17 protein-coding genes are annotated in these 20,753 nt (G+C 58.1%); 11 read left to right on the top strand and 6 right to left on the bottom strand.

What is annotated here, in order from left to right:
- The first annotated feature begins 101 nt into the window (after window positions 1-101).
- From HMPREF2692_RS01825 to HMPREF2692_RS01805, 5 genes are all read left to right on the top strand, one after another.
- Window positions 102-2,489 (top strand): MMPL family transporter, encoded by a 2,388-nt coding sequence (locus HMPREF2692_RS01825; protein WP_070455990.1) that lies wholly within the window; start codon window positions 102-104, stop codon window positions 2,487-2,489.
- 2 nt (window positions 2,490-2,491) lie between these two features.
- Complete coding sequence (locus tag HMPREF2692_RS01820; protein WP_070455989.1) at window positions 2,492-3,091, top strand: TetR/AcrR family transcriptional regulator; 600 nt, start codon at window positions 2,492-2,494, stop codon at window positions 3,089-3,091.
- Between the two features lie 196 nt (window positions 3,092-3,287).
- Window positions 3,288-4,499 carry an NAD-dependent epimerase/dehydratase family protein gene (locus tag HMPREF2692_RS01815; RefSeq protein ID WP_061921377.1) on the top strand — a complete coding sequence of 404 codons (1,212 nt, stop codon included), beginning with the start codon at window positions 3,288-3,290 and terminating at the stop codon, window positions 4,497-4,499.
- Window positions 4,500-4,514: 15 nt separating this feature from the next.
- Window positions 4,515-5,654, top strand: coding sequence for a glycosyltransferase family 4 protein (locus tag HMPREF2692_RS01810; protein WP_070455988.1), 1,140 nt, complete (start codon window positions 4,515-4,517; stop codon window positions 5,652-5,654).
- A gap of 16 nt (window positions 5,655-5,670) precedes the next feature.
- Window positions 5,671-6,897 carry a DUF6882 domain-containing protein gene (locus HMPREF2692_RS01805; protein ID WP_061921372.1) on the top strand — a complete coding sequence of 409 codons (1,227 nt, stop codon included), beginning with the start codon at window positions 5,671-5,673 and terminating at the stop codon, window positions 6,895-6,897.
- Window positions 6,898-6,914: 17 nt separating this feature from the next.
- On the opposite strand, the gene HMPREF2692_RS01800 is transcribed toward HMPREF2692_RS01805, so the two are convergent.
- A complete protein-coding gene (locus HMPREF2692_RS01800; RefSeq protein WP_061921370.1) occupies window positions 6,915-7,967 on the bottom strand; it encodes a 3-hydroxyisobutyryl-CoA hydrolase in 1,053 nt (350 codons plus the stop codon).
- Window positions 7,968-8,023: 56 nt separating this feature from the next.
- Between HMPREF2692_RS01800 and HMPREF2692_RS01795 the strand changes: the two genes are divergently transcribed.
- The 3 genes from HMPREF2692_RS01795 to HMPREF2692_RS01785 all read left to right on the top strand — a co-directional run bounded on the left by HMPREF2692_RS01795 (window position 8,024) and on the right by HMPREF2692_RS01785 (window position 13,451).
- Window positions 8,024-8,848: an HAD family hydrolase gene (locus HMPREF2692_RS01795; protein WP_239240829.1), complete on the top strand. Its 825-nt coding sequence runs from the start codon at window positions 8,024-8,026 to the stop codon at window positions 8,846-8,848.
- 185 nt (window positions 8,849-9,033) lie between these two features.
- Window positions 9,034-12,597, top strand: a complete 3,564-nt coding sequence (locus HMPREF2692_RS12515; protein ID WP_246823401.1) for an acyltransferase family protein — start codon at window positions 9,034-9,036, stop codon at window positions 12,595-12,597.
- 152 nt (window positions 12,598-12,749) lie between these two features.
- Entirely contained in the window at window positions 12,750-13,451 is a 702-nt protein-coding gene (locus tag HMPREF2692_RS01785; protein ID WP_168161736.1) for a DUF1648 domain-containing protein, read from the top strand.
- An 85-nt stretch (window positions 13,452-13,536) separates the two neighbouring features.
- On the opposite strand, the gene HMPREF2692_RS01780 is transcribed toward HMPREF2692_RS01785, so the two are convergent.
- Entirely contained in the window at window positions 13,537-13,863 is a 327-nt protein-coding gene (locus HMPREF2692_RS01780; protein WP_061921364.1) for a putative quinol monooxygenase, read from the bottom strand.
- A 226-nt stretch (window positions 13,864-14,089) separates the two neighbouring features.
- Between HMPREF2692_RS01780 and HMPREF2692_RS01775 the strand changes: the two genes are divergently transcribed.
- Together HMPREF2692_RS01775 and HMPREF2692_RS01770 are read left to right on the top strand one after the other, a co-directional pair.
- Window positions 14,090-14,464: a hypothetical protein gene (locus HMPREF2692_RS01775; RefSeq protein ID WP_141744799.1), complete on the top strand. Its 375-nt coding sequence runs from the start codon at window positions 14,090-14,092 to the stop codon at window positions 14,462-14,464.
- Complete coding sequence (locus tag HMPREF2692_RS01770; protein WP_061921358.1) at window positions 14,461-14,877, top strand: hypothetical protein; 417 nt, start codon at window positions 14,461-14,463, stop codon at window positions 14,875-14,877. The genes HMPREF2692_RS01775 and HMPREF2692_RS01770 overlap by 4 nt, the downstream gene beginning before the upstream one ends.
- On the opposite strand, the gene HMPREF2692_RS01765 is transcribed toward HMPREF2692_RS01770, so the two are convergent.
- Both HMPREF2692_RS01765 and HMPREF2692_RS01760 read right to left on the bottom strand, forming a co-directional pair.
- Window positions 14,870-15,451, bottom strand: a complete 582-nt coding sequence (locus HMPREF2692_RS01765; RefSeq protein ID WP_201040673.1) for a hypothetical protein — start codon at window positions 15,449-15,451, stop codon at window positions 14,870-14,872. The two genes, HMPREF2692_RS01770 and HMPREF2692_RS01765, sit on opposite strands and share 8 nt — an antisense overlap.
- Window positions 15,452-15,541: 90 nt before the next feature.
- A complete protein-coding gene (locus tag HMPREF2692_RS01760) occupies window positions 15,542-17,392 on the bottom strand; it encodes an ABC-F family ATP-binding cassette domain-containing protein (protein WP_070496902.1) in 1,851 nt (616 codons plus the stop codon).
- An 86-nt stretch (window positions 17,393-17,478) separates the two neighbouring features.
- On the opposite strand from HMPREF2692_RS01760, the gene HMPREF2692_RS01755 reads away from it, so the two are divergent.
- Window positions 17,479-18,813 (top strand): NHL repeat-containing protein, encoded by a 1,335-nt coding sequence (locus tag HMPREF2692_RS01755; RefSeq protein WP_246816154.1) that lies wholly within the window; start codon window positions 17,479-17,481, stop codon window positions 18,811-18,813.
- 62 nt (window positions 18,814-18,875) lie between these two features.
- Here the strand turns inward: HMPREF2692_RS01755 and HMPREF2692_RS01750 are convergent, their stop codons facing one another.
- Both HMPREF2692_RS01750 and rsmA read right to left on the bottom strand, forming a co-directional pair.
- On the bottom strand, window positions 18,876-19,829 hold the full coding sequence (locus tag HMPREF2692_RS01750; protein WP_083291015.1) for a 4-(cytidine 5'-diphospho)-2-C-methyl-D-erythritol kinase: 954 nt from the start codon (window positions 19,827-19,829) through the stop codon (window positions 18,876-18,878).
- Window positions 19,823-20,680: a 16S rRNA (adenine(1518)-N(6)/adenine(1519)-N(6))-dimethyltransferase RsmA gene (rsmA, locus tag HMPREF2692_RS01745; RefSeq protein WP_061921344.1), complete on the bottom strand. Its 858-nt coding sequence runs from the start codon at window positions 20,678-20,680 to the stop codon at window positions 19,823-19,825. Before rsmA ends, HMPREF2692_RS01750 begins: the two co-directional genes overlap by 7 nt.
- Between the last annotated feature and the right edge of the window lie 73 nt (window positions 20,681-20,753).

Below are 20,753 nucleotides of genomic sequence, written 5' to 3'. Positions count from 1 at the left end.
CAAACCGATCCCAAATCGAAAACTTGCACAGCAACTGAAAGTTTGCGTAAGGTGTGCAATGTTGCAGAAGTAACGCAAACTTAATCAAAGGAAGTCTGTACATGTCGAAATTCCTCTACCGACTCGGTAGTTGGTCATACCGAAAAGTGTGGCCATTTCTCGCGTTCTGGCTCGTAATCCTCGTGGGCTTCGGTGGCCTCGCGGGCGCTTTTGCCAAGTCCCCTAGCCCAACCTTTTCCATGCCTGACATGGATTCCACCGTCACTCAGGAAAAGATGATGGAGCGCTTCGGTAATGAAACCGATGCCATGAGCGCGCCTAGCGCCACCATCACCGTTCAAGCTCCAGAAGGCGAAAAGCTCAGTGACAAAGAGGTCATGGGCGAGGTCGATTCCATGATCGAGGAGTTGCAAGGCACGGACGCGCTGCGCGATTCCGACAAGATTGTCAATCCCGTCGTGGCTGCGATGGGCATGGAAAAGCAGCTGACCGAAAAGATGTCCGCGCAGGGCATGCCCGAAGAGCAGATCCAAGAAAACCTGGCCGCCCTATCCCCGCTCAGCGAGGATAAGCGCACCGGCACCATCTCCATCGAATTCGATGCAGATACCGTCACCGACATCCCGCAAGAAGAGATGACTGCGGTCACGGATATTCTGCGCGACTACGACGAGGGCGACCTCACCGTGAAATACGGCGGCAACGCCTTCAACGGCGCCACCGAGATGAACATGGTCTCCGAGGTCATCGGCCTCATCGTCGCGGCCGTCGTGCTGCTTATTACCTTCGGCTCGTTCGTAGCCGCAGGCATGCCGCTTATCTCCGCCGTCATTGGCGTGGGCGTCGGCCTGCTGGGCGTCCAGCTCGCCACCATCTTCACGGACTCTGTCTCCGATCAGACCCCGATGCTGGCGTCCATGATTGGTCTCGCAGTGGGCATCGACTATGCCCTGTTCATCGTCGCTCGCTTCCGCAACGAGCTGATTACCTCCTCTGGTCTCAATGACTTGAACCCCAAGGAGCTGGCCGCAGAACTTAAGAAGATGGACAAGGCTACCCGCGCGCATGCAATGGGCATGGCGCTGGGAACTGCCGGTTCCTCCGTCATTTTCGCCGGCATCACCGTGGTCATCGCCCTCACCGCGCTGACTATCATCGGCATTCCGTTCCTTTCCACCATGGCCATCGCAGCCGCAGCCACCGTGGTCATCGCGGTCTGCGTAGCACTTTCCTTCCTACCGGCCCTCCTCGGCCTGTTGGGCACCAAGATCTTCGCAGGCCGCGTTCCCGGCCCTAAGGTTCCGGATCCAGAAGATGAAAAGCCAACGATGGGCCTAAAGTGGGTACGCCGCGTGCGTGCGCATCCATTCCTGCACCTGGTTGCCGGCGTTGTGCTGCTGGGCATCCTCGCACTTCCGGCTGCCAACTTGCGCCTTGCGATGCCGACAGATGGCACCTCCAAGCTAGGCACCCCCCAGCGCGATGCCTACGAGATGACCGAGGAGGCATTCGGCCCGGGACGCAATGCTCCGATGATCGCTTTCGTCGACGTCGCGAACGTCGCCGAGCAAGACCGCCTGCCTGCATTCCAGCAGATTCTGCAGGAATTCAATGACACCGAAGGCGTCGTCAATGCCCAGATCGTGGCAACCACCGACTCCCAAGATGCCGCGCAGATCATGATCACCCCGTCCACCGGCGCGACCGATGAGGAAACCACCCAGACCTTGGAGCGTCTGCGTGATTACCAGGGCGAGTTCAGCGAAAACACCGGCGGTAGCTACGGCATCACCGGCATTACCCCAATCTTCGATGACATTTCGCAGAAGCTTTCCGACGTCCTGGTCCCCTACATCGCCATCGTCCTGGGCCTCGCCTTCCTGGTGCTGCTATTGGTATTCCGCTCCATCTGGGTACCGCTGATTGCCGCGGCCGGCTTCGGCCTATCAATGGCCGCCACGTTCGGCATCACCGTCGCTATCTTCCAGGAAGGCATGTTCGGCATCATCGATGACCCACAGCCACTTCTTTCCTTCCTGCCGATCATGCTCATCGGCCTGACCTTTGGCTTGGCGATGGACTACCAGGTCTTCCTGGTTACCCGCATGCGTGAGGGATTTGTCCACGGCAAGACGGCCGGCAACGCCACCTCCAACGGATTCAAGCATGGCGCTCGCACCGTGACCGCGGCGGCGTTGATCATGATCTCCGTGTTCGCGGCCTTCATGCTCATCGACCTCCCCTTCATCAAGACCATGGGCTTCGCGCTGGCAGTCGGCGTCTTCATGGATGCCTTCGTCGTGCGCATGATGCTGATTCCGGCCACCATGTTCCTGCTCGATGACAAGGCGTGGTGGATGCCGAAGTGGCTGGAGAAGATTCTGCCCAACCTCGATGTAGAAGGAGAAGCCCTGAGCGCACAGCGTGAAGAACTCCAACAATTCCAGCGCGATAAGGTAGAAGCAAAGTCCACCGGAAAAGGAGCATAAAAATGGCGAGCTTGCGGGAAGCAAAAAAACGGGCCACGCGCCACGCCATCGCAGATTCTGCCGCACGCCTGGTGCTCGCTGAAGGAGCGGAAAAACTCACCGTGGCGCGCATTGCGGAGGTCGCCGGGGTCTCCCCACGTACCTTCCACAACTACTTCACCTCTGCTTCCGATGCGCTTTTGTTTTTCACCGCAAGCGTCCTTGAGTCCTTCTCGGAAAATATCGACGAGCTCTATCCCGAGGCTGACATCAACGAGTTCTTTGAGCACCTAGTCTCGGATATTCTGGAATCCGAGGACGAAAACCTGCATTCGATTGCTACCTTGGTGGCCATCGGCGAGAGTCTCGAAGGGCTTAGCCACACTGCCGAAGAGCGTCAACGCTACGAGTCTTGTGCCGAAGACATCCTGAAGTCCTTCAGCACGCGAATGGCCGACTTTTCCGAAAGAGAAATGCGCGTCATTTTGACTGCCCATGGCGCGGCCGCACGCCTTGCCCTGATGGAAATCAATGCCGCAGAAGAGGAAGGCCATGCTTTGAGCATTGAAGAAAAGAAGCAAATCGTCAGCGAATGCCTTGCAGCGCTGAAAAAGATTTCCTAATCGATTTCTCAAGCACTGCGCTTTCCTGCAGTTCACTGAAAATTCCCCCCGGACCGGCGGCGACACCTGCCGGTACCGGGGGACTGTCGTATAAGTCGTATTTTCCGCCCACAGGCCTCGCTCCTCCGGGCAAAGATAGACCTTCCTGTCAGCGCATGTTCGCATGCATCCCTCGAGTAAGTTTGGAGTGTCCACAGTGAAGATTGCGATTCTGGGCGGCGACGGTTTCTGTGGATGGCCAGCATCCCTTTATTTGTCCGACCAGAGCCATGACGTCATTATCGTGGATAATCTTTCCCGCCGCGCTATCGACGAGGAACTCGGCGCAAGTTCGTTAACCCCCATCGTCTCGATTGAGGAACGCATCGCGGCATGGCATGAGGTCTCCGGCAAGACCATCGCTTTCCACAACTTGGACGTTGCTCAGGACTACGACGCTTTGCTCGACTTCCTGGTAACTGAACAACCGGATGCAGTAGTGCACTTTGCTGAGCAGCGCGCTGCTCCTTATTCCATGAAGAATTCGCGTACCAAGCGTTACACGGTGGATAACAACATCAACGCCACCCATAACCTGCTGGCCGCCATCGTGGAATCCGGCCTCGACATCCACGTGGCTCACCTCGGCACCATGGGCGTCTACGGCTACGGCACCGCGGGCATGGAAATCCCGGAAGGCTACCTCGACGTACAGGTCAAGGTGGAGGGCCAGGAGCCAATCGAGCAGTCCATCCTCTACCCTTCCAACCCAGGCTCGGTCTACCACATGACCAAGGTGCTGGATCAGCACCTTTTTGCCTACTACGTCAAGAACGATGAGCTGCGCGTCACCGACCTACACCAGGGCATCATCTGGGGTACTCACACCGAGCAAACACTTAAAGACGAGCGCCTCATCAACCGCTTCGACTACGACGGCGACTATGGCACGGTGCTCAACCGCTTCCTCATCCAGGCAGGTATCGGTTACCCGCTGACTGTCCACGGCACCGGTGGCCAGACCCGCGCTTTCATCCACATCCGCGACATGGTCCGCTGCATCGAATTGGCTCTGGAGAATCCGCCGGCCAAGGGCGAACGCGTAAAGATCATCAACCAGATGACAGAAACCCATCGCGTGCGCGACCTTGCAGAACTCGTCGCCGAGCTTTCCGGTGCGAAGCTTGCCATGGTGCCGAACCCGCGCAAGGAATCGGCAGAAAACGAGCTGCACGTTTCCAACAACACCTTCTTGGAACTTGGCCTTGAGCCAACTACCTTGAGCGAGGGGCTCCTCCACGAGATCGAGGAGGTAGCAAGGCGCTACGCGGACCGCGTGGATCGCTCCAAGATTCCAGCGCAGTCGCTGTGGACGAAGCAGCAACAGGTTGGAATTCCGGAGGAATTCCTCGACAAGGCCGCTCACTAACCCCACTTTTAAACCGTGCGCATCGCAATCGTTACCGAGGTCTTTCTCCCGAAGATCGACGGAGTAGTCACCCGCCTGACCAAGACCCTAGAGCAGCTTGCTGTTCTAGGGCACGAAGTCAAAATTTTCGCCCCGGGCAATCCTCCGAAAAGTTTTGCAGGCTTTGAGGTTTCCCCGCTCCCCAGCCTTTCCTTACCGGTCTACCCGGAGATCAAATTCGGTCTTCCAACTTGGGGATTCTTCAGGGAAATCCGCGAATGGGACCCAGACGTAATTCATGCCGTCAACCCCATTTGGACTGCCGCACTAGGCGTCTTCGCTGCCCGGCGCGATGCGGTCCCGCTGGTGGCAAGCTTTCACACCAACGTCCCGGAATATGTTGACGCTCTCGGCATCGGGTGGACACGCCCGCTGACAGAGCATGCGATCACCTACCTACACAACCAGGCCGCGGTGAACCTGTGCACGTCTGCCCCCATGGTGGATAAGGCCCGCACGATTGGGATGCACAACGTGAAGTTGTGGCCCAAGGCCGTAGACACTCAGACCTATCACCCGAAAAAATCCACACCAGTCATGCGTGAGCGCCTCAGCGCAGGCAACCCCGACGCCCCGCTTCTTACCTATATCGGCCGCATTTCCAAAGAAAAGGACCTGGAGCGGCTCGCCAACGTAACAAAACTCGTGCGCCAGGAAGTACCCGCGGCACGCTTGGCCATCGTGGGCGCTGGCCCCTATCTGGAGCAGCTCAAGAAGTCCTTCGACCCTGAAGTCACTGTCTTTACCGGTTATTTGTCCGGCGAAAAGCTGGCGCAGGCATTCGCTTCCGGTGACGTTTTCCTCTTCCCCTCAGCGACGGAAACTTTAGGCTTGGTTGCCCTTGAATCCTTTGCTGCCGGAGTGCCTGTCATCGGTACAAACGCCGGCGGCATCCCTTTCGTCATCGACGAGGGCGAAACCGGTCACCTCATCGATCGCGATGCTTCTGACGATGAATGGGCCGCAGCTGCGATTGGTCTATTGACAGATCCCGCGCGACGCGCCCGCATGGGTCAGGCCGCGCGTACCGAAGCAGAGCGCTATTCATGGTTAGAATCCACAAAGGCACTCGTTGCCGCTTATGAAGAAGCGATAGATAATCCCTACCGACGCTGAGGAAGTTTCACGCCCCATGCCATTGCCGCCGTTGCCACTGCCTAAAAATCTGGAAGAAATTTACTCCGCCGGTGCCTTCGTGCAAGCAGGTATCGATGCGGAATTTACAAAGCAGCTGGGCGAGGTTGAAGCGATGGAGTTCAACTTCCAGCCTTCCCCGAGCGCTGATGGGACTACCGAATTGGACCAAAAGGTCCAGGTTCGCTTCAACACTGCGCAGGGAATACGCGATTTTCCAGGCATGCGCCTTGCCACCATCAAGGATGGCATTCTCACCTGGTGCGCGGAAGGTGCGCGTCAAGCGCCCATCGCGGAGTTCCACGAACCGCAACCTTTCGAGTACTCACTGCTTAATATCGCGCGCTTCCTCGTGGGCAACGCCCCGGTCGCCCGGGTACCGCAGGGCGATCACGAGGCAGTGGTGGCCATTGCGTTCAACAGTCTTCCGCACGATACGGCCAGCACTATCTCCTTAGGACTTGAGCGTTTCAGCGGCGGCATCGACGAGCGCTTGGCCTTGCTGAACCTCGCGCAAGCGCGCCGGCTCGAAGCTGATTCCGCGCCGGGTAACGCCAAGGGCGGCGCCACAGCGGAGACAATCACGCTCAGCGATGGCACCAGCGTGCATTTGAGCGCCAAGGATGCACCGGGTGGCCAGCGCATCGTTGGCATCCGCAAGGCCCATTCGGGTGTACTGCCAGAGCACGTGCTTGCCGACGCCCATTTCACCGCCGTTGAGCACCAGTTCTACCTGGAGTCGCGCTTTCCTGATGCCGCCGTGCAGTTTGATGCCGCAACGGCCACCGCGATGCTTTCTACCTCGACCGGTTCGACGCCCGTCGATGCTCATCTCATCGCAACGGTCGACTCCGATGAGTTCACGTGGGCGTGGGCTGATCCGGACTATGCGGGCACGCATTCTGCACGCGCTTCCTTCAACTTGCAACGCTTCGGGCGCGATAACTGCGTCCCAGATCTTGTCCGGCCTTGCCTACCAATGGAGTGGGCGAAGGACGCTTTTCTTCCGCAGATTGCGATGCCCATCCTCGGCGCATGGACTTTGCTGACCGTACCGCTGGGTGAAAAGACCGGTATCCTCCTAGCGAGCTCGCCTACGCTGACGTTACCTGCCCCTACTCTGGAGGTTACCGAGGCAGTGCTGGCTGTCGACCTTCCTGCAGGCTGCGACGCCGAACGCGCCCGTGCCGCTTACGCCGCTAACCGCGGCGTCGCCAGTTGGTAAAGCATTCGTGCCAGCATTTAGGCGTTGGCGATAACCTCGCGGAATTCGGCGGCCTCTCCCGCTGCGGGGAACGCAGCATCATGAGTTTTATCTACTAGGACCGCACGCACACCTTCGACAAAATCTGGCCGGCGCAACATGTGCTTGCCCAAAGCCAGCTCCATGCGCAGGGCCTCACGGACGTCTTTCGCTTTGGCTTCCGCAGCGAAAAGTTCAGTAGCCGCAACCAAAGATGAAGGGCTAGCCTTTTCAGTAAGTTTTGCAAAGTCCTCTGCCAGCTGCGTATGGGCCGGAAGCGCTTGCTTGATTTCGGCCCATGTATCCAAGGCAAAGACTTCATCGATGTCATCAATGAGCTCTGCTAGCTCAGGTTTACCTTCCGGTTTAATCGCGTGCTTTTCTGCAGCGGCATCGACGCCTTCGGCAATAACATCATCGATGAATGCTTGGGGGCTTTCGATGACGTGCGTCGCCAAGCCAGCCCAGAGCATATCTGCGGCATACATGCGGTAGCCGCTAAGCCCCCAAAACTTTGCCAGTGCGGGATCGGATTTTCCACGCGTGCCAATCATGCGTTGGGCCATGTAGGCGACACCGACGTCAGTGATATAACCAATTGCCATCTCTGGCATCGAAGCAAATGCTTTGTCGGTGACGATTCGGTGCGAACCGTGGGCGGAAATTCCTAGTCCGCCTCCCATGACGACGCCGTCGATAACGGAGATATAGGGCTTGGGATACTCGGCGATATCACCGTTCAGTTTGTACTCTTTTTCAAAGAATTCATCCACTTGTCCCCAACGTTCCTCCAAGACTCCGTCGCGGGCGGCACGTACGTCACCACCAGCACAAAAGGCCTTGGGGTTTCGCGAGTGAACCAGCACTTGTTGGACATTTTCGTCTTCGCGCCACTGGGAAAGAGCTTGGCGAATAATGTCAAGCATCTCAGGATTTAAACTATTGAGCGCGCGCGGCCGATCCAGCTCGATAACTCCGGTATGGTTGCGAACTGATACTTTCACTGGCTCGGCGTGAGAACTTGTTTCTACAGCATTGTTATTCTCAGACATGCCCTCCAGTGTGGCATATCACATTAGATACGGCTACCCCGATAAATCACAGATTGGTGGACGATTTGGCCCCGCAGCTCATTGCACTAGACATGGACGGCACTCTCTTAAACCCGGAGGGTCAACTTCCACATGACTTTGCGGAACTTAAGGCACTCGCTGCCGAAAATGAGTCCGTTCTAATCCCGGCGTCAGGCCGCCAGCTTGCCACCTTGCAGAAGATGTTCCCCGACTTTGACGCCTTCATTGCCGAAAACGGTGCGGTGGTCATGCGCGACAATGAGATCATTGCGTCCTTTCCCCTACCCCCTGAAGCTGTACGTCGCGTTCTAGCAGCATCGTCTGAGTTCCCTGCTGAGCACACGTTGGTTCTGTGCACCCCGGAGTGCGCTTTTATCAAGCGCGATATCCCAGAGCATGCGATTCAGGAAATCGCCAAGTATTACAGTGCGGTTAAGTGGGTGGAGTCCCTCGATGAGGTGCCGCTCGATAACGTCATTAAAATTGCGGCCTACTGTAAGGACGGCTCAGAGGCCAACCTCGCCCCTACGGTCCGCAAGGTCGTGCCGGAACACACCGTGGCCATCTCCGGCAAGGTCTGGCTCGATGTCATGGCAGACGGCGTCGACAAGGGCAAGGCTTTGACTGCTATGGCCAAGCTTAGCGACGTCGCGCTTTCCGAGACCGCCGCCTTCGGTGACTTCTTAAACGACTACGAGCTTTTGCGTGCCGCGGGCCTAGCGGTAGCAATGGAAAACGCGCATCCACAGTTGAAGGAGATCGCAGATATAATCGCCCCGTCCAATGCAGACAACGGTGTGTCCACGGTTCTGCGTAAACTGTTCGCGGAGTCTGCTACCAGCAATTTAGGCACAAGTTAGGTTGCCCAAATAAGGGTGAGTACTCCTCCCCATTTTTTAGGATTCATTTACCGACGCGGGCTAGAATAACCCAGTTGCTAGCCACTATTTCCCTGGAGAATGTTTTGAAACAGTTTTTGAGGTCCCTCCTCGGCCGACCAACGCAACAGCCTCAGGAGGCCCCGCAGAAACCGGTATATCAACCAGTGGCGGATAACAAGGATCACAACAACGATCCAAAGAAGGCAGATCCACAAATCAATGGTTCGCAGGACAAGTCTGTGAACATGCCTTCCCAGGCTAAGTCTGCCAAGGCAAACTCCTCTAAGCCAGCACAGCAGAAGCAGTCCGAACAGAAGCAGCCTGAGCAAAAGAAGTCGACTTCTGCCCCTAAGAAGCCGGAGAACTCTAAGCCTGCCGCTGCCCCTAACAAGCCGGCCGCACAAAACAAGCCTTCCGCAGCATCGGGCAAGCCTGACACTTCCAACGCCAAGCCAGGCAATACGGTACCGAAGCCAAGTGCGCCAGCCCCTACACAAGGTTCTGCTGAATCTAAGCCGCAGCCAGATCCTCAGAAGAAGCAGACTGATTCCAAGGCTCCAGCAAAGCCAGCTCCGAAGAACACCAAGAATGCTCGTCTGGTCTACCCACCTCAGGAAAAGGGCGCTGCAAACAAGCCAGCATCAGCTTCCCAACAGAAGACCGAGGCAAAGCAATCTCCTGCCGCTCCCAAGGGCGTAGCGCCGAAGAACTCTACACCTAAGAATTCTGCAGATTCCGCAGCCTCCTCATCCAAGGATGCGAAGGCCAACAAGCCTGCTGCAGAAAAACCAAAGCAGTCTGCACAAAAGGCACAGCCGACGCAGCCCCCAAAGCAAGCTCCTCAGAAGTCTCAGCCTGCCCAGCAACTTAAGCCAAAGACTTCTCAAGCTCCTCAGCAGAAAACTGCCGCTGCGAAGCCTCAGCCCGCTCAACAGCAGAAGCCACAAACTGCGCAGCAACAGAAGCCGGCGCAAAAGCAGGCCAGCCAACCCCAAAAGACTCCTGCTCAAAAGCCGATAAGCCCGAAGTCTCTGCCTGCCAAGAATGTGCAGCCAGGCGCCAAGGCCCAGCCAAGCAATAAGCCTCAGCAGCCTGCACAGAAGTCTGCACAGCAAAAGCCCCAGCCACAGCCGCAGAACCAGAACCAGTCTGGTTCTGCTCAAAAGCAACAGCTAAAGTCAGCTCCGCTACCAAAGAATGCTGCACAAAAGCCACAGCAGCAGGCTCAGCCAGCTCCGAAGGCTTCTGTTCAGAAGCCAGTTCAGTCGAAGCCGTCAGCACCGCAGGCTAAGTCTGCTGCTAAGTCTGCACCACAGACCGAGCAGAAGTCGGGCAAGAAGCCGCAGCCGTCTCAGCCGAAGAAGAACGCTGACCGCGCTGGCGGTGCTGGTCGCGCTGCTGGCGCTGCTGCAGCGGCAGGCGCAGCTGGTGCTGCAGGCACGGCAGGTGCTTCCGCAGCAAAGTCTCCGTCGGCGAAGACACCAGCGGCCGATCAGGAAATCAAGCGTGCACTCGCACGCCGTTCCCAGCCGGTTGGTACGCCTACCCCAAAGCAGATGAAGCCACCGAAGCCTTCCCGCGAGGCACGTAAGAATCCTGAGCAGCACGATGGTACCGGCAAGGCAGCCTCTGCTGGTGCTGTGGCTGGTGCGGCAGCAGGCGCGGCTAGTGCTTCCACGGCGTCGGCAAGCGAGGCTCCAAAGAAGACCTCCTACGTGCAGCCGCCGCAGAAAGCATCGCAGCCAAAGCAAGACTCCAAACCGGCAAAGCCGGTGATGGTGGACCGCTTCCCGCACGAACCGGAAGCGTTGAAGACCCCGCACGATAGCAAGGAAGTAAAGCGCACTAAGCGCGCACGCCTGCGCCAGGTTAAGGGCCTTGACGGCCTGCGCGGCTTAGCCGTTCTTGCTGTGGTTATCTACCACTTCTTCGGCGACGTGCTGCCTGGTGGTTACCTTGGCGTGGACATGTTCTTCGTGCTCTCCGGCTTCCTCATCACCTCCCTGCTGGTGCGTGAGTTCCGTGTGAGCGGTCGAATCAGCCTGAAGGACTTCTGGGTACGTCGATTCCGCCGCATCCTGCCCGCAGCGCTGACCGTTTTGATTATCTGTACTGCCATCGTGGCCCTCATCGGCGGCGATATCGCAGTCGGTATCCGTGAGCAGTTCCTGGGCACGTTCTTCTTCGTCAACAACTGGACGCAGATTGCCACCTCCCAGTCCTACTTCGCGGACAATGAGATCCAGGTCTTTGCCCACTACTGGTCCTTGGCCGTAGAAGAGCAGTTCTACGTCATCTGGCCGCTGCTTATCTTTGGTGTCTTTGCCATCTCCCGCCGTCAGCCGCGCCGTCTGCCAATCGCAGTCTCGCTGCTGCTGGCTATCGCCTCCGGCGTAGCAATGTGGCTGATTTACACCCCGGGCCAAGACCCAACCCGCGTGTACTACGGCACCGATACCCACGCCTTCGGCCTGCTCATCGGTGCTATTCTGTCCCTGATTGTTACCAGCACCAAGTCCCACCCGAAGGCAGATTCTTGGCCAAGCCCTGGTAAGTCTGAACAGGTAATGGCCGGCGTCATCGGCACCTTCGCCTTGGCCGGCTACATCGCGCAGCTGTTCCTCATGCCGGACGATGCTGAGTTCACCTACCGCGGCGGCCTCATCCTCACCAGCGTTCTCGGCGCACTGATGATCTGGGGCGTTATCCGTGAGTTCGGTCCGCTCAAGTGGATCTTCAGCACCGCCGTCATGCGTTGGCTCGGCCAACGCTCCTTCTCGCTGTACCTGTGGCACTGGCCGGTCGTGATGATTTTGCGCGCGATTTTCGACGGAAACCACTCCTCCGACAAGCCGTGGATTCTGGGCCTTGTCGCGGTACCGATCTCTTTCTTGCTGGCAGAGCTTTCCTACCAGTTCGTGGAGAATCCTTTCCGCCGCGGCGGTTACAAGAAGACGTGGACTGGCTACTGGGCGGCCCGCCCATCCATGTCCGAGATGAAGGACGGATTTGCCAAGGCCTTTTGGCCGCTCGTGCCGTTGATCGTCGTCGCTTCCCTAGTGGGCGTGGGCTATGCGCTGGCGACCTCCAGCGATAAGTCTGAGCTGGAGCAGCAGCTCGAGCAACTGCAGAAGCAGAATAAGTCCACGCAAAACGGCGGCCCAGCGCCTGCTGCCGCACCAAGCACGCAGACGGAAAAGACGCGTCGCCCGATGCCAACCGGCAATGAAATTACCGCCATCGGTGACTCGGTGATGTTGGCTGCCTCCGAGGCACTGCAGCAGCGCTACCCAGGCATCTACATCGACGCTGAGGTCTCCCGCCACTACAGCGCTGCCCCACCAATCATCGAGCAGCTGAAGGCAGCCGGCGACCTGCGCTCCACGGTCTTCCTTGGCTTCGGCACCAATGGCCCGGCATTCCCCGACCAGATTCAGGAAGTCGTTGACCTCATCGGCCCAGACCACACCATCGTGATGGCCGTTCCTTACGGCGACCGCGAATGGATGGCACAGTCTCAAAGCGACGTCATCGACGCTGCGAAAAAGTACGACAACGTCTACCTCGCTGACTGGTGCACCCACGCACAGAACAACCCGAACTTGCTCTATTCCGACGGCATTCACCCGCTTCCGGAAGGCGCCTCGGAATACGCCCTGGCGTTCCACTACGCCTTGTTGCAGTACTCCAACTACGACAAGAACTTGGATTCCAAGTGCCAGATCTAGTAGTTCTTTAGCCAAAGCTCCTAGAACGCAAAAGGCGGACGGTCCCTTACAACGGACTGTCCGCCTTTTCGTTTGTCTAACGCTTGAGCCGATATCTTCGTTATCATGTTTTTGGATTTATGTAGGAAACTGAACACACGAGGAACTTCCTGTTGACAGCTCTACGCAAGGAATGGATTTGGTTGGCCGCCACGGCAGCGCTTGCGCTAGTCGCCGCAATAGTTGTAATTCTCGGCTGGGACAGCCTCCCAGACCCGCTACCCAAGCATTTCAATGGTCGAGGCGAACCTGATGCATGGATGCCAAAGACCTATCGAAATGCAATTGGTTTTGCGTTACTTGTACCTCTCGTTCTCACGATTACATCAGCAGTAACTATCGGAATAACGCAACAAAGCACCAAGACAACCACAAGCAGCTATTCGCAGGCTTCTGCGGTTGATATCGAGCGTAGCCGTGCTCACTCCGCTGCTATCCTTCCCACGTTAAGCTTTTGGTTCTTCGCCCTAACGGCGATCTGCACGGCGTTCGCGCTCACTGGAATCTTTCTCAGCGGCCCTAGACCGCTAATTTTCCCCTGCTTAGTCGTTGCCATCCTTGTGGTTTGCGTCTGGCTCGTGTTCAGGTTGAATAGCATAAATAAAAAGCTGGATGAACAATTTCCTGACTCCTCTACAGCGGGCAAGCTTCGTTACGGATTGTTCTACTACGACCCCACAGATACCCGCGCGATGGTGCCCCTTCCCAGCGGTTCTTCCCAATTCAACTTTGGGCAGAAAAATTCCTGGTTTATCCTCGCTGGGCTCTTAGTACCTGCGGCCCTATTGATTATCCTTCTTAGCGTCGCGGCCTAGATTGCCCAAATAAAAAAGTCCGCCTCCCTGCGCTGCGTGGTTGTATACACGGTGCAGGGAGGCAGATTACTTTTAAGCCAGTGCCTTAGGACTCGACCTTGTATTCGGCCATGCGGTCCCACTCAGTCTTGCCGTCGATGTGGACGTTGATGATTTCTGGGGTCTCAAGCAGGTACTTCGGGAACTCCTCGCAGGAGCGCTTGAAGTGCTCGCCCTCGACGTGCTCGACGTCCTTGCCATCGGCATAAGCCTCAACGAGGAGGAAGCGCTGACGGTCCTCCGGATCACGGTACCAATCAAAGTTCAGGCAACCCGGCTCCGCATTACAAGCCTGGGTGTACCAGTCGATCTCCTCGAGGAAGGTTTCTGCGTATTCAGGCTTTACGTGGAATTTTACGTTAATCAAAATCATGAGCCCCATCGTACGTATGTGTACTTTCGTCCGCCACGATGCAGCACAGCGGCATGATTGGGGGTTTCACCAACGAGCACAGCACGCGCCACCCAGATCGCCTTCGGCAACAGTAGCCAAATACTATATTGTGTAAGAATCCTCTTTAGAAAGGCCCCTACCCTCCTGTAACTACGCAAATCTCTTTGGACGAAGGCCGCGCGCTGTGGCGCCGGAGGCTTCGCCGATGGATTGCACTCGGGGTTTTATCGTCGTCTGCGGACTGATTTTGTGCGTAGGTACGATCCTTGGCAGAGAGGCTGCCCGCAACTGGGCCGATTATCACGCAGCACGCCCGCTGTGTGAGCGCGAGGTGCTCAAGCAGGCCAAGATTCCGGAGCGCGCAATGTTCCTTACTGAGACCATCCCGGAAACGGATTCAAAGATCAGCGCGCCCATGCGTGTTTATACCGCCCACGGTGAGGTCATCTTCATCAACGATGAGGGCGTTGAGGATGAAGGCACCTATGACTGCTTGGTGAGTTTCCGTACCCATAGCTTTGTCACGAGCCGCGCCGAAGTCTCTGGCATTGCCCCCGCTGCCCTAGTGGAGGCTTCATGAGTTCGCTGGCGAAGGAACTAAGCGCTAGGCGACGCCGTCAAAAACTCGGCGTCGCTCTTCTTGTGGTGGGAGCAGTCGCGGTGACTGCGTTGTCGATGACCCGCTCAATTTCGAAGTACTACGGATGGATCAATATCAACCGTGCGGCTCAGGTCTGTGAGGCCACCGTGCAAGACCTTGCCGCCCGCCCCGAGACAGTGAACTTTCCCGGCGCGCCTGACATGGTCACCGACCGTATCTTAAAGGACGGAATCGTCCACTATGCAGGCACCGGCAGCGTGACTATGGAGGACGCAGCCGGTACCCGAAACGTGGGTTTCTTTAGCTGCTCTGTAGATCTGCGCGCGAGCACCAATTTCGTTGATTCGAGCGCCACGCTATTAGGCGTAGAGCCGGCCGCATTAGCTAGTTGAAAAAGTACTCGGCGAGGTAGACAAAGTTGCCGTCAAAGCTGGTGGCTACGCCGAAGTGCTTGCCCGGTGCTGGGGTAACTGGAACGTCACGGTTGAGCCAGTTGAGGCGGTCGTGAGCTTCCTGAATGGTCAGGCGGTAGACGTTGCCGCTGCCTTCGTTCAAGTGAGTGCGGCCGTCACCGACGTTACTGCGGTAGGTAAGAGCACCAGCCGCGCCCTGGTCAGCCCATTCCTGAGCGATGTTGCGAGCGTTCGGATCCTCAACGTGGCCCTGCTTGCGCAGGTGCTCAGTGGTGGCGCCGACGAGGTGGTGAGCTACCTCCGGAGCTGGCTGCTTGACAAACGGCGGAAGCTGAATGTTGTACTGCTTTGCAAGGTCATAAGCCTGCGGTGGCAGTTCGACCTGTGGGACGCCAGCTGGAATGAACTGGGAGCTGCCAGCGGTGACATCTGCCGGGATGCCCGCAGGTAGCTGGGAGGAGAAATCCGGAAGCTGAGCGTGTGCAGGAGCCAAGCTGCCGGCTGCGAGAGTAAGGGCGATGGAAACGGGGAGAATACGGCGCGTCAGTTTCATATCCTCCACCGTGCCACACACTGGGGCGAGCTGAATAGTATTAGGCAGTGCTGAAAGCGAGATCGCAATAGCATTGTTATCTACGCATTCTTAGCCTTCGAGCTTCTCGCCAAGCTCTAGCCACTCCATCTCAAGCTCCTCGCGCTGAGAGGTTACTTCCTTCAGCTTGCTGTCTAACTCGGTTAGCTTCGCGGTGTCGATGTCGCCCGCGCCTGCCACCTCGGCCATCTCGGCGTTGAGCTTGGTGGCTTGCTCGTCGAGCTTGCCCATTTTGCGCTCCAAGGCATTCATCTTCTTGGTCAGCTCGCGTTCCTCTTGGGAGGACAGGCGCTTGGTAGATTCCTTCTTGGCGTTTCCTGCGCCATTGCCGCTGCCGTCGGGAGCAGAATCCTGTTTCGCGCTTTCGCCGAGGTTGACCACGCCTGCGGGCTGAGCCGCGTCGAGGGCGGCGCGGCGGCGCAGGTATTCGTCAATGCCGCCTGGCAAGTTGGTGAGTTTTCCGTCGCCAAAAAGCGCATACGTATTATCCGCAATGCGCTCAATGAGGTAGCGGTCGTGTGAGATGACCACCATCGTGCCCGGCCAAGAATCGAGCAAGGACTCCAGTTCCTGGAGAGTGTCGATGTCGAGGTCGTTAGTTGGCTCGTCGAGCAGCAGCACGTTTGGTTCTGCCATCAACACGCGCGTTAGCTGGAGGCGGCGACGCTCACCACCGGACAAGTCCCCCACCGGGGTGCGCTGGCGCTTAGCGGAAAAGCCCAGGCGTTCTGCAAGCTGCGAGGCAGACAATTCTTTCTTGCCCAGTTGGACGTAGGTGGCCACGTCCTCCACGGCGTCGATTAGCCGGCGCTGCGGATCAAGGTCATCGAGTTCCTGGCGCAACCAGCCCAGACGTACCGTCTGCCCCTCAATGCGCTTGCCCGCAGCGAGTGGATGTTCGCCAGCCAGGGCGCGCAGCAGCGTGGTCTTGCCTGAACCGTTCACGCCGACCAGTCCGATGCGCTCACCCGGGGCCAAGCGCCACGTGAGGTGGTCAACGAGTTCGCGGCCATCCGGCGTCGCAATCGTGGCATCCTCAAGTTCAATGACCACGCGACCTTGGCGCTGCTTGGAAAAGGCCATGAGCTCAACCTTGTTGCGCGGTGCTGGGACATCAGCGATAAGTGCCTCTGCCGCTTCCACGCGGTAGCGCGGCTTCGAGGTACGCGCCGGCGCGCCGCGGCGCAGCCATGCTAGCTCCTTACGCGCCAGGTTCTGGCGGCGCTGCTCCATCGCATCGGCCTGACGGGCACGCTCGGCGCGGGCATAAATCCAGTCGTTGTATCCGCCCTCATAAGGATCGACCACGCCGTCGTGCACCTCCCACGTGGTGGTTGCCACGGTATCGAGGAACCAGCGGTCGTGGGTGACTACGACCGCTGCGAGCTTGCGCGCCAGGAGATGCTGTGCCAGCCACTGCACTCCTTCCACGTCCAGGTGGTTGGTCGGTTCGTCGAGCACGATCAAGTCAAGCTCCTGGACCAATGCAGCGGCCAGGTTAACGCGGCGGCGCTCGCCACCAGACAGAGAACCTACCGGCGTATCTAGGCCCAGTTCCACGATTCCGAGGCCGCCCAAAACGTCGCGCACCTTGGCATTCGAGGCCCATTCGAAGGTCTCGAGGCTGAGCGGTTCGATGATGACCTGGGCGATGGTCAGGGCGTCATCAAGCTCAAAGCGCTGGGTCACCACGGCCATGCGCAGGTCAGAATTGTGGGACACACGCCCCTCATCCGGCGGCTCGATACCGGTGAGCACCTCCAGCAGCGTGGTCTTGCCGCCGCCATTTACGCCAACGATTCCAATGCGGTCCCCGCTTTGAACACCCAACGACACCCCGTTGAGCAGCGTCTGCAGACCGAAAGATTTGGAAACTTTTTCCAGGTTAATAAGGTTCGCCATAACGTTTAACCATCTTAGTGCCTAGCGCGCGGTTCCCCCTCACCACTTCAGACTATTGCAAATGAAAATTACTCTAAATAGGCTAAATGGCTATGAAGAAATCTGCGCTATCTATTCTTGCCGCTGTCTCCGCAACAACGCTCCTTGCCACTTCCTGCTCCAAGCCCGCTGATGAGCAGGCCCCGGCCAACGATGCCGCGACTGAGTCGCACGAACACGAGGGCCACGATCACGAGGGCCACGATCATGAGCACGATCATGAAGGCCACCATCATGAACACGATGGAATGGAGGCCGACGAGGGCGAGACCGAAGTTGCTCAGTTACCCAATCGCGTGGTCATCTCCCACGAAGGCGGCTTGAAGACCTACGACGCCAAAACCGGCGAGGTCATCGAGGAAGAGGAAATGCCTGCATTCCTGCGCCTGTCCAATGCTGGCGATAACCGCCACGTCATGGTCACCAAAGGTGATAAGTTCCTTAGCTTCGACTCCGGCCTCATCACCAAGCCGCACGGCGATCACAACCACTACTACACCGCCGAGCCTAAGCTTTCCGACGCCGAGATCGAGGCGCCGCACGCCGGCCATGTGGTCCACCACGACGGCTTCACCGCCCTCTTCTCTGACGGCGAAGGCACCGCACAGGTCTTCCCAACCGACCAGGCTGGCGATCCGAAAGACGTCAAGACCTTCGAATCCGGCGCAGCACATCACGGTGTTGCCGTTCCGCTCAAGGACGGCTCCATCGTCATGACCAAGGGCACCGAGGACGAGCGCCACACCATCCAGCATCTATCCAAAGACGGCAAGGTCCTGACCGAGACCACCAAGTGCCCAGGCGTTCACGGTGAGGCTACCGCCGGAAACGGCAAGCTCTTCTTCGGCTGCGAGGACGGCCCAGTTGTCTTCGACGGCAAGGAGTTCCACAAGATCGACGTTTCCGCCTACGCGGGCAAAGACGGCTACCAGCGCTCCGGCAACTCCGCCGGCTCTGAGGAATCCGACGTCATCTTGGCTGACAACAAGACCGAAAAGGACGCCGAGTTCGAGCGCCCAACCTCTGTCTCCCTCATCAACACCAAGGACTACTCCGCCAAAAAGGTTGACCTCGGTTCCTCCTACTGGTTCCGTTCCCTGGCCCGCGGCCCGCTGGGAGAGGCCCTCGTGCTGACTTACGACGGCAAGCTCAACGTCATCGACCCAGAGACCGGCGAGATTACCAAAAAGATCGACGCCATCTCCGAGTGGCGCGAGAACGAAGAATGGCAGCTGCCTGGACCGATCCTCAAGGCGGAAGACGGCTACGCATTCGTCACCGATGCCAACAAGAAGGAACTCGTTGTCATCGACCTCTTCGAGGGCAAGGAAGTAAACCGCTTCAAGCTGGACATCAAGCCAACCGAGATGGCTGTGCTCTAGATAAACAAAAGCTGCAGTGAGGGGACTTTGCCCTACTGCAGCTTTTACTTTTTAATAACACCCTAAATTACTTCGATTCCTGGTGCCGGCGAGGTGGTCACAATGCCACGGGTGCCCTTGTTATCGAACATCACTTGGGCCACGACTTCACCAGCGGTCTCCTCGTCCTCGCACAGGAAGGCACAGGTAGGACCAGAGCCAGAGACGATTCCAGTCAGCGCACCAGCGGCCATTCCGGTGTCCAGAATCTTGCGCAGATCTGGGCGCAAAGAAAGAGTTGCCGCTTGCAGGTCATTGCGCAGCACCTTTGCGAGAGCCTCGGGACGCCCGCTCATCAGCGCCTGCGCCACCGCGGAAGTGTCCATGGTGGGGTTGCTGCCCTTCCCCGCTGCGCGAAGCTCATCAATCTTGGCAAAGACGGCCGGAGTGGACAGCCCTTCCGCATTGGTGATGATGGCCCACGTATACGTTCCGCAGCTAAGCATCGGCGCCAACTTCTCGCCGCGACCCGTGCCCAACGCCGTGCCGCCGATTAGCGTGAAGGGCACATCAGAGCCTAGGCGCGCTGCCAGTGTTAGAAGTTCTTCTTCACTTACAGCGCCGAAGTCAGCAAATGCGTGAGCGGCCAGGCGCAATGCCGCGGCCGCATCCGCAGAACCGCCCGCCATGCCGCCAGCGGCGGGAATCCCCTTTTCTAGCTGCAACCTGACCTTGGGCAAGGCAAGCTCGCGCTCGCCGCGTACTGCATCCGCTACCGCTTCGACGGCTCGCCATGCTAAATTCTTGTCATTTTCCGGCACGCCTGCGGCATAGGTACCGCTCGCGCGCAGTTCCTGCACGACTGGGCCCGTGGTCATCGCTGCAGGAGTGCTATCCTCAAGCGTTTCGAGGCTAACCACATCAGAAATATTCAGCGATTGAAAGACGGTGGCGAGTTCATGGAAGCCGTCGGGACGCGCTGCCTCGACTCCTAAGTGCAGGTTGACCTTCGCATGGGTGCGAGCACGAATTAACAATTCACACCTGCCAATCGGACAAAGTCTTCGGTGGCCAGCTTCTCACCACGCTGGCGCGGGTCGATGCCGGCTGCCACTAGAGCCTCTTCCGCGGCAGGGCCGCCGCCGAAGTGACCAGAGAGTGCCGCGCGCAGGGTCTTGCGGCGCTGTGCAAAGGCGGCGTCGACAAGTGGGAAAACCGCCTTGCGCGTCTCATCGTTGATAGGCCACGGCGCATTCTCGAAGCAGTCGATGCGCACTAGGCCAGACTCGATGTTCGGCGCCGGCCAAAAGACGTTCTTGCCGATGGTTCCGGCCTGCCGGACGTTGCCGTAGAAGGAAGCCTTCACCGAAGGAACGCCATAGACCTTGCTGCCAGGCTTGGCGGCGAGACGCTCTGCCACCTCAAGCTGAACCATGACGAGTACGCGGCGGATGGAGGGATAAAGTTCCAGAATGTGCAAAAGAACCGGCACCGCGACGTTGTACGGCAGATTTGCCACCAGCGCAGTCGGCTCGCCCAACTCGCCTGCCGTAATACGCAGCGCATCTTTTTCCACGAGCCGCAGGTTGCCTGCTTGCTCCGGTGCGCGCTGCGCGATGGTATCCGGCAGCTGCGCTGCAAGGCGTGGATCAATTTCTATCGCCGTAAGGTCATCGACTGCCTCAAGCAGGCCCAAAGTCAGAGATCCCAGGCCGGGGCCTACCTCAACGACGCGGTCTTCCCGCTGCAACTGCGCCGCACTAACGATGCGGCGGATGGTGTTGGGATCGTGCAGGAAGTTCTGTCCCAGCTTCTTCGTCGGGGTCACGTCCAGCTTCTCGGCCAATTGGCGGATTTCCACGGGCCCGAGCAGTTTGGGTTCAGTCATGCAATTTAGAGTAGTCGAGGTTTTCCGGATACAAAGAAAGCCCGCTTCCGCGGGCTTTAAAATGGCGCTTCGA

This window comes from Corynebacterium sp. HMSC036D03, assembly GCF_001836185.1.
GTDB lineage: Bacteria > Actinomycetota > Actinomycetes > Mycobacteriales > Mycobacteriaceae > Corynebacterium > Corynebacterium simulans.
This window is presented reverse-complemented; position numbering and strand designations above follow the sequence as displayed.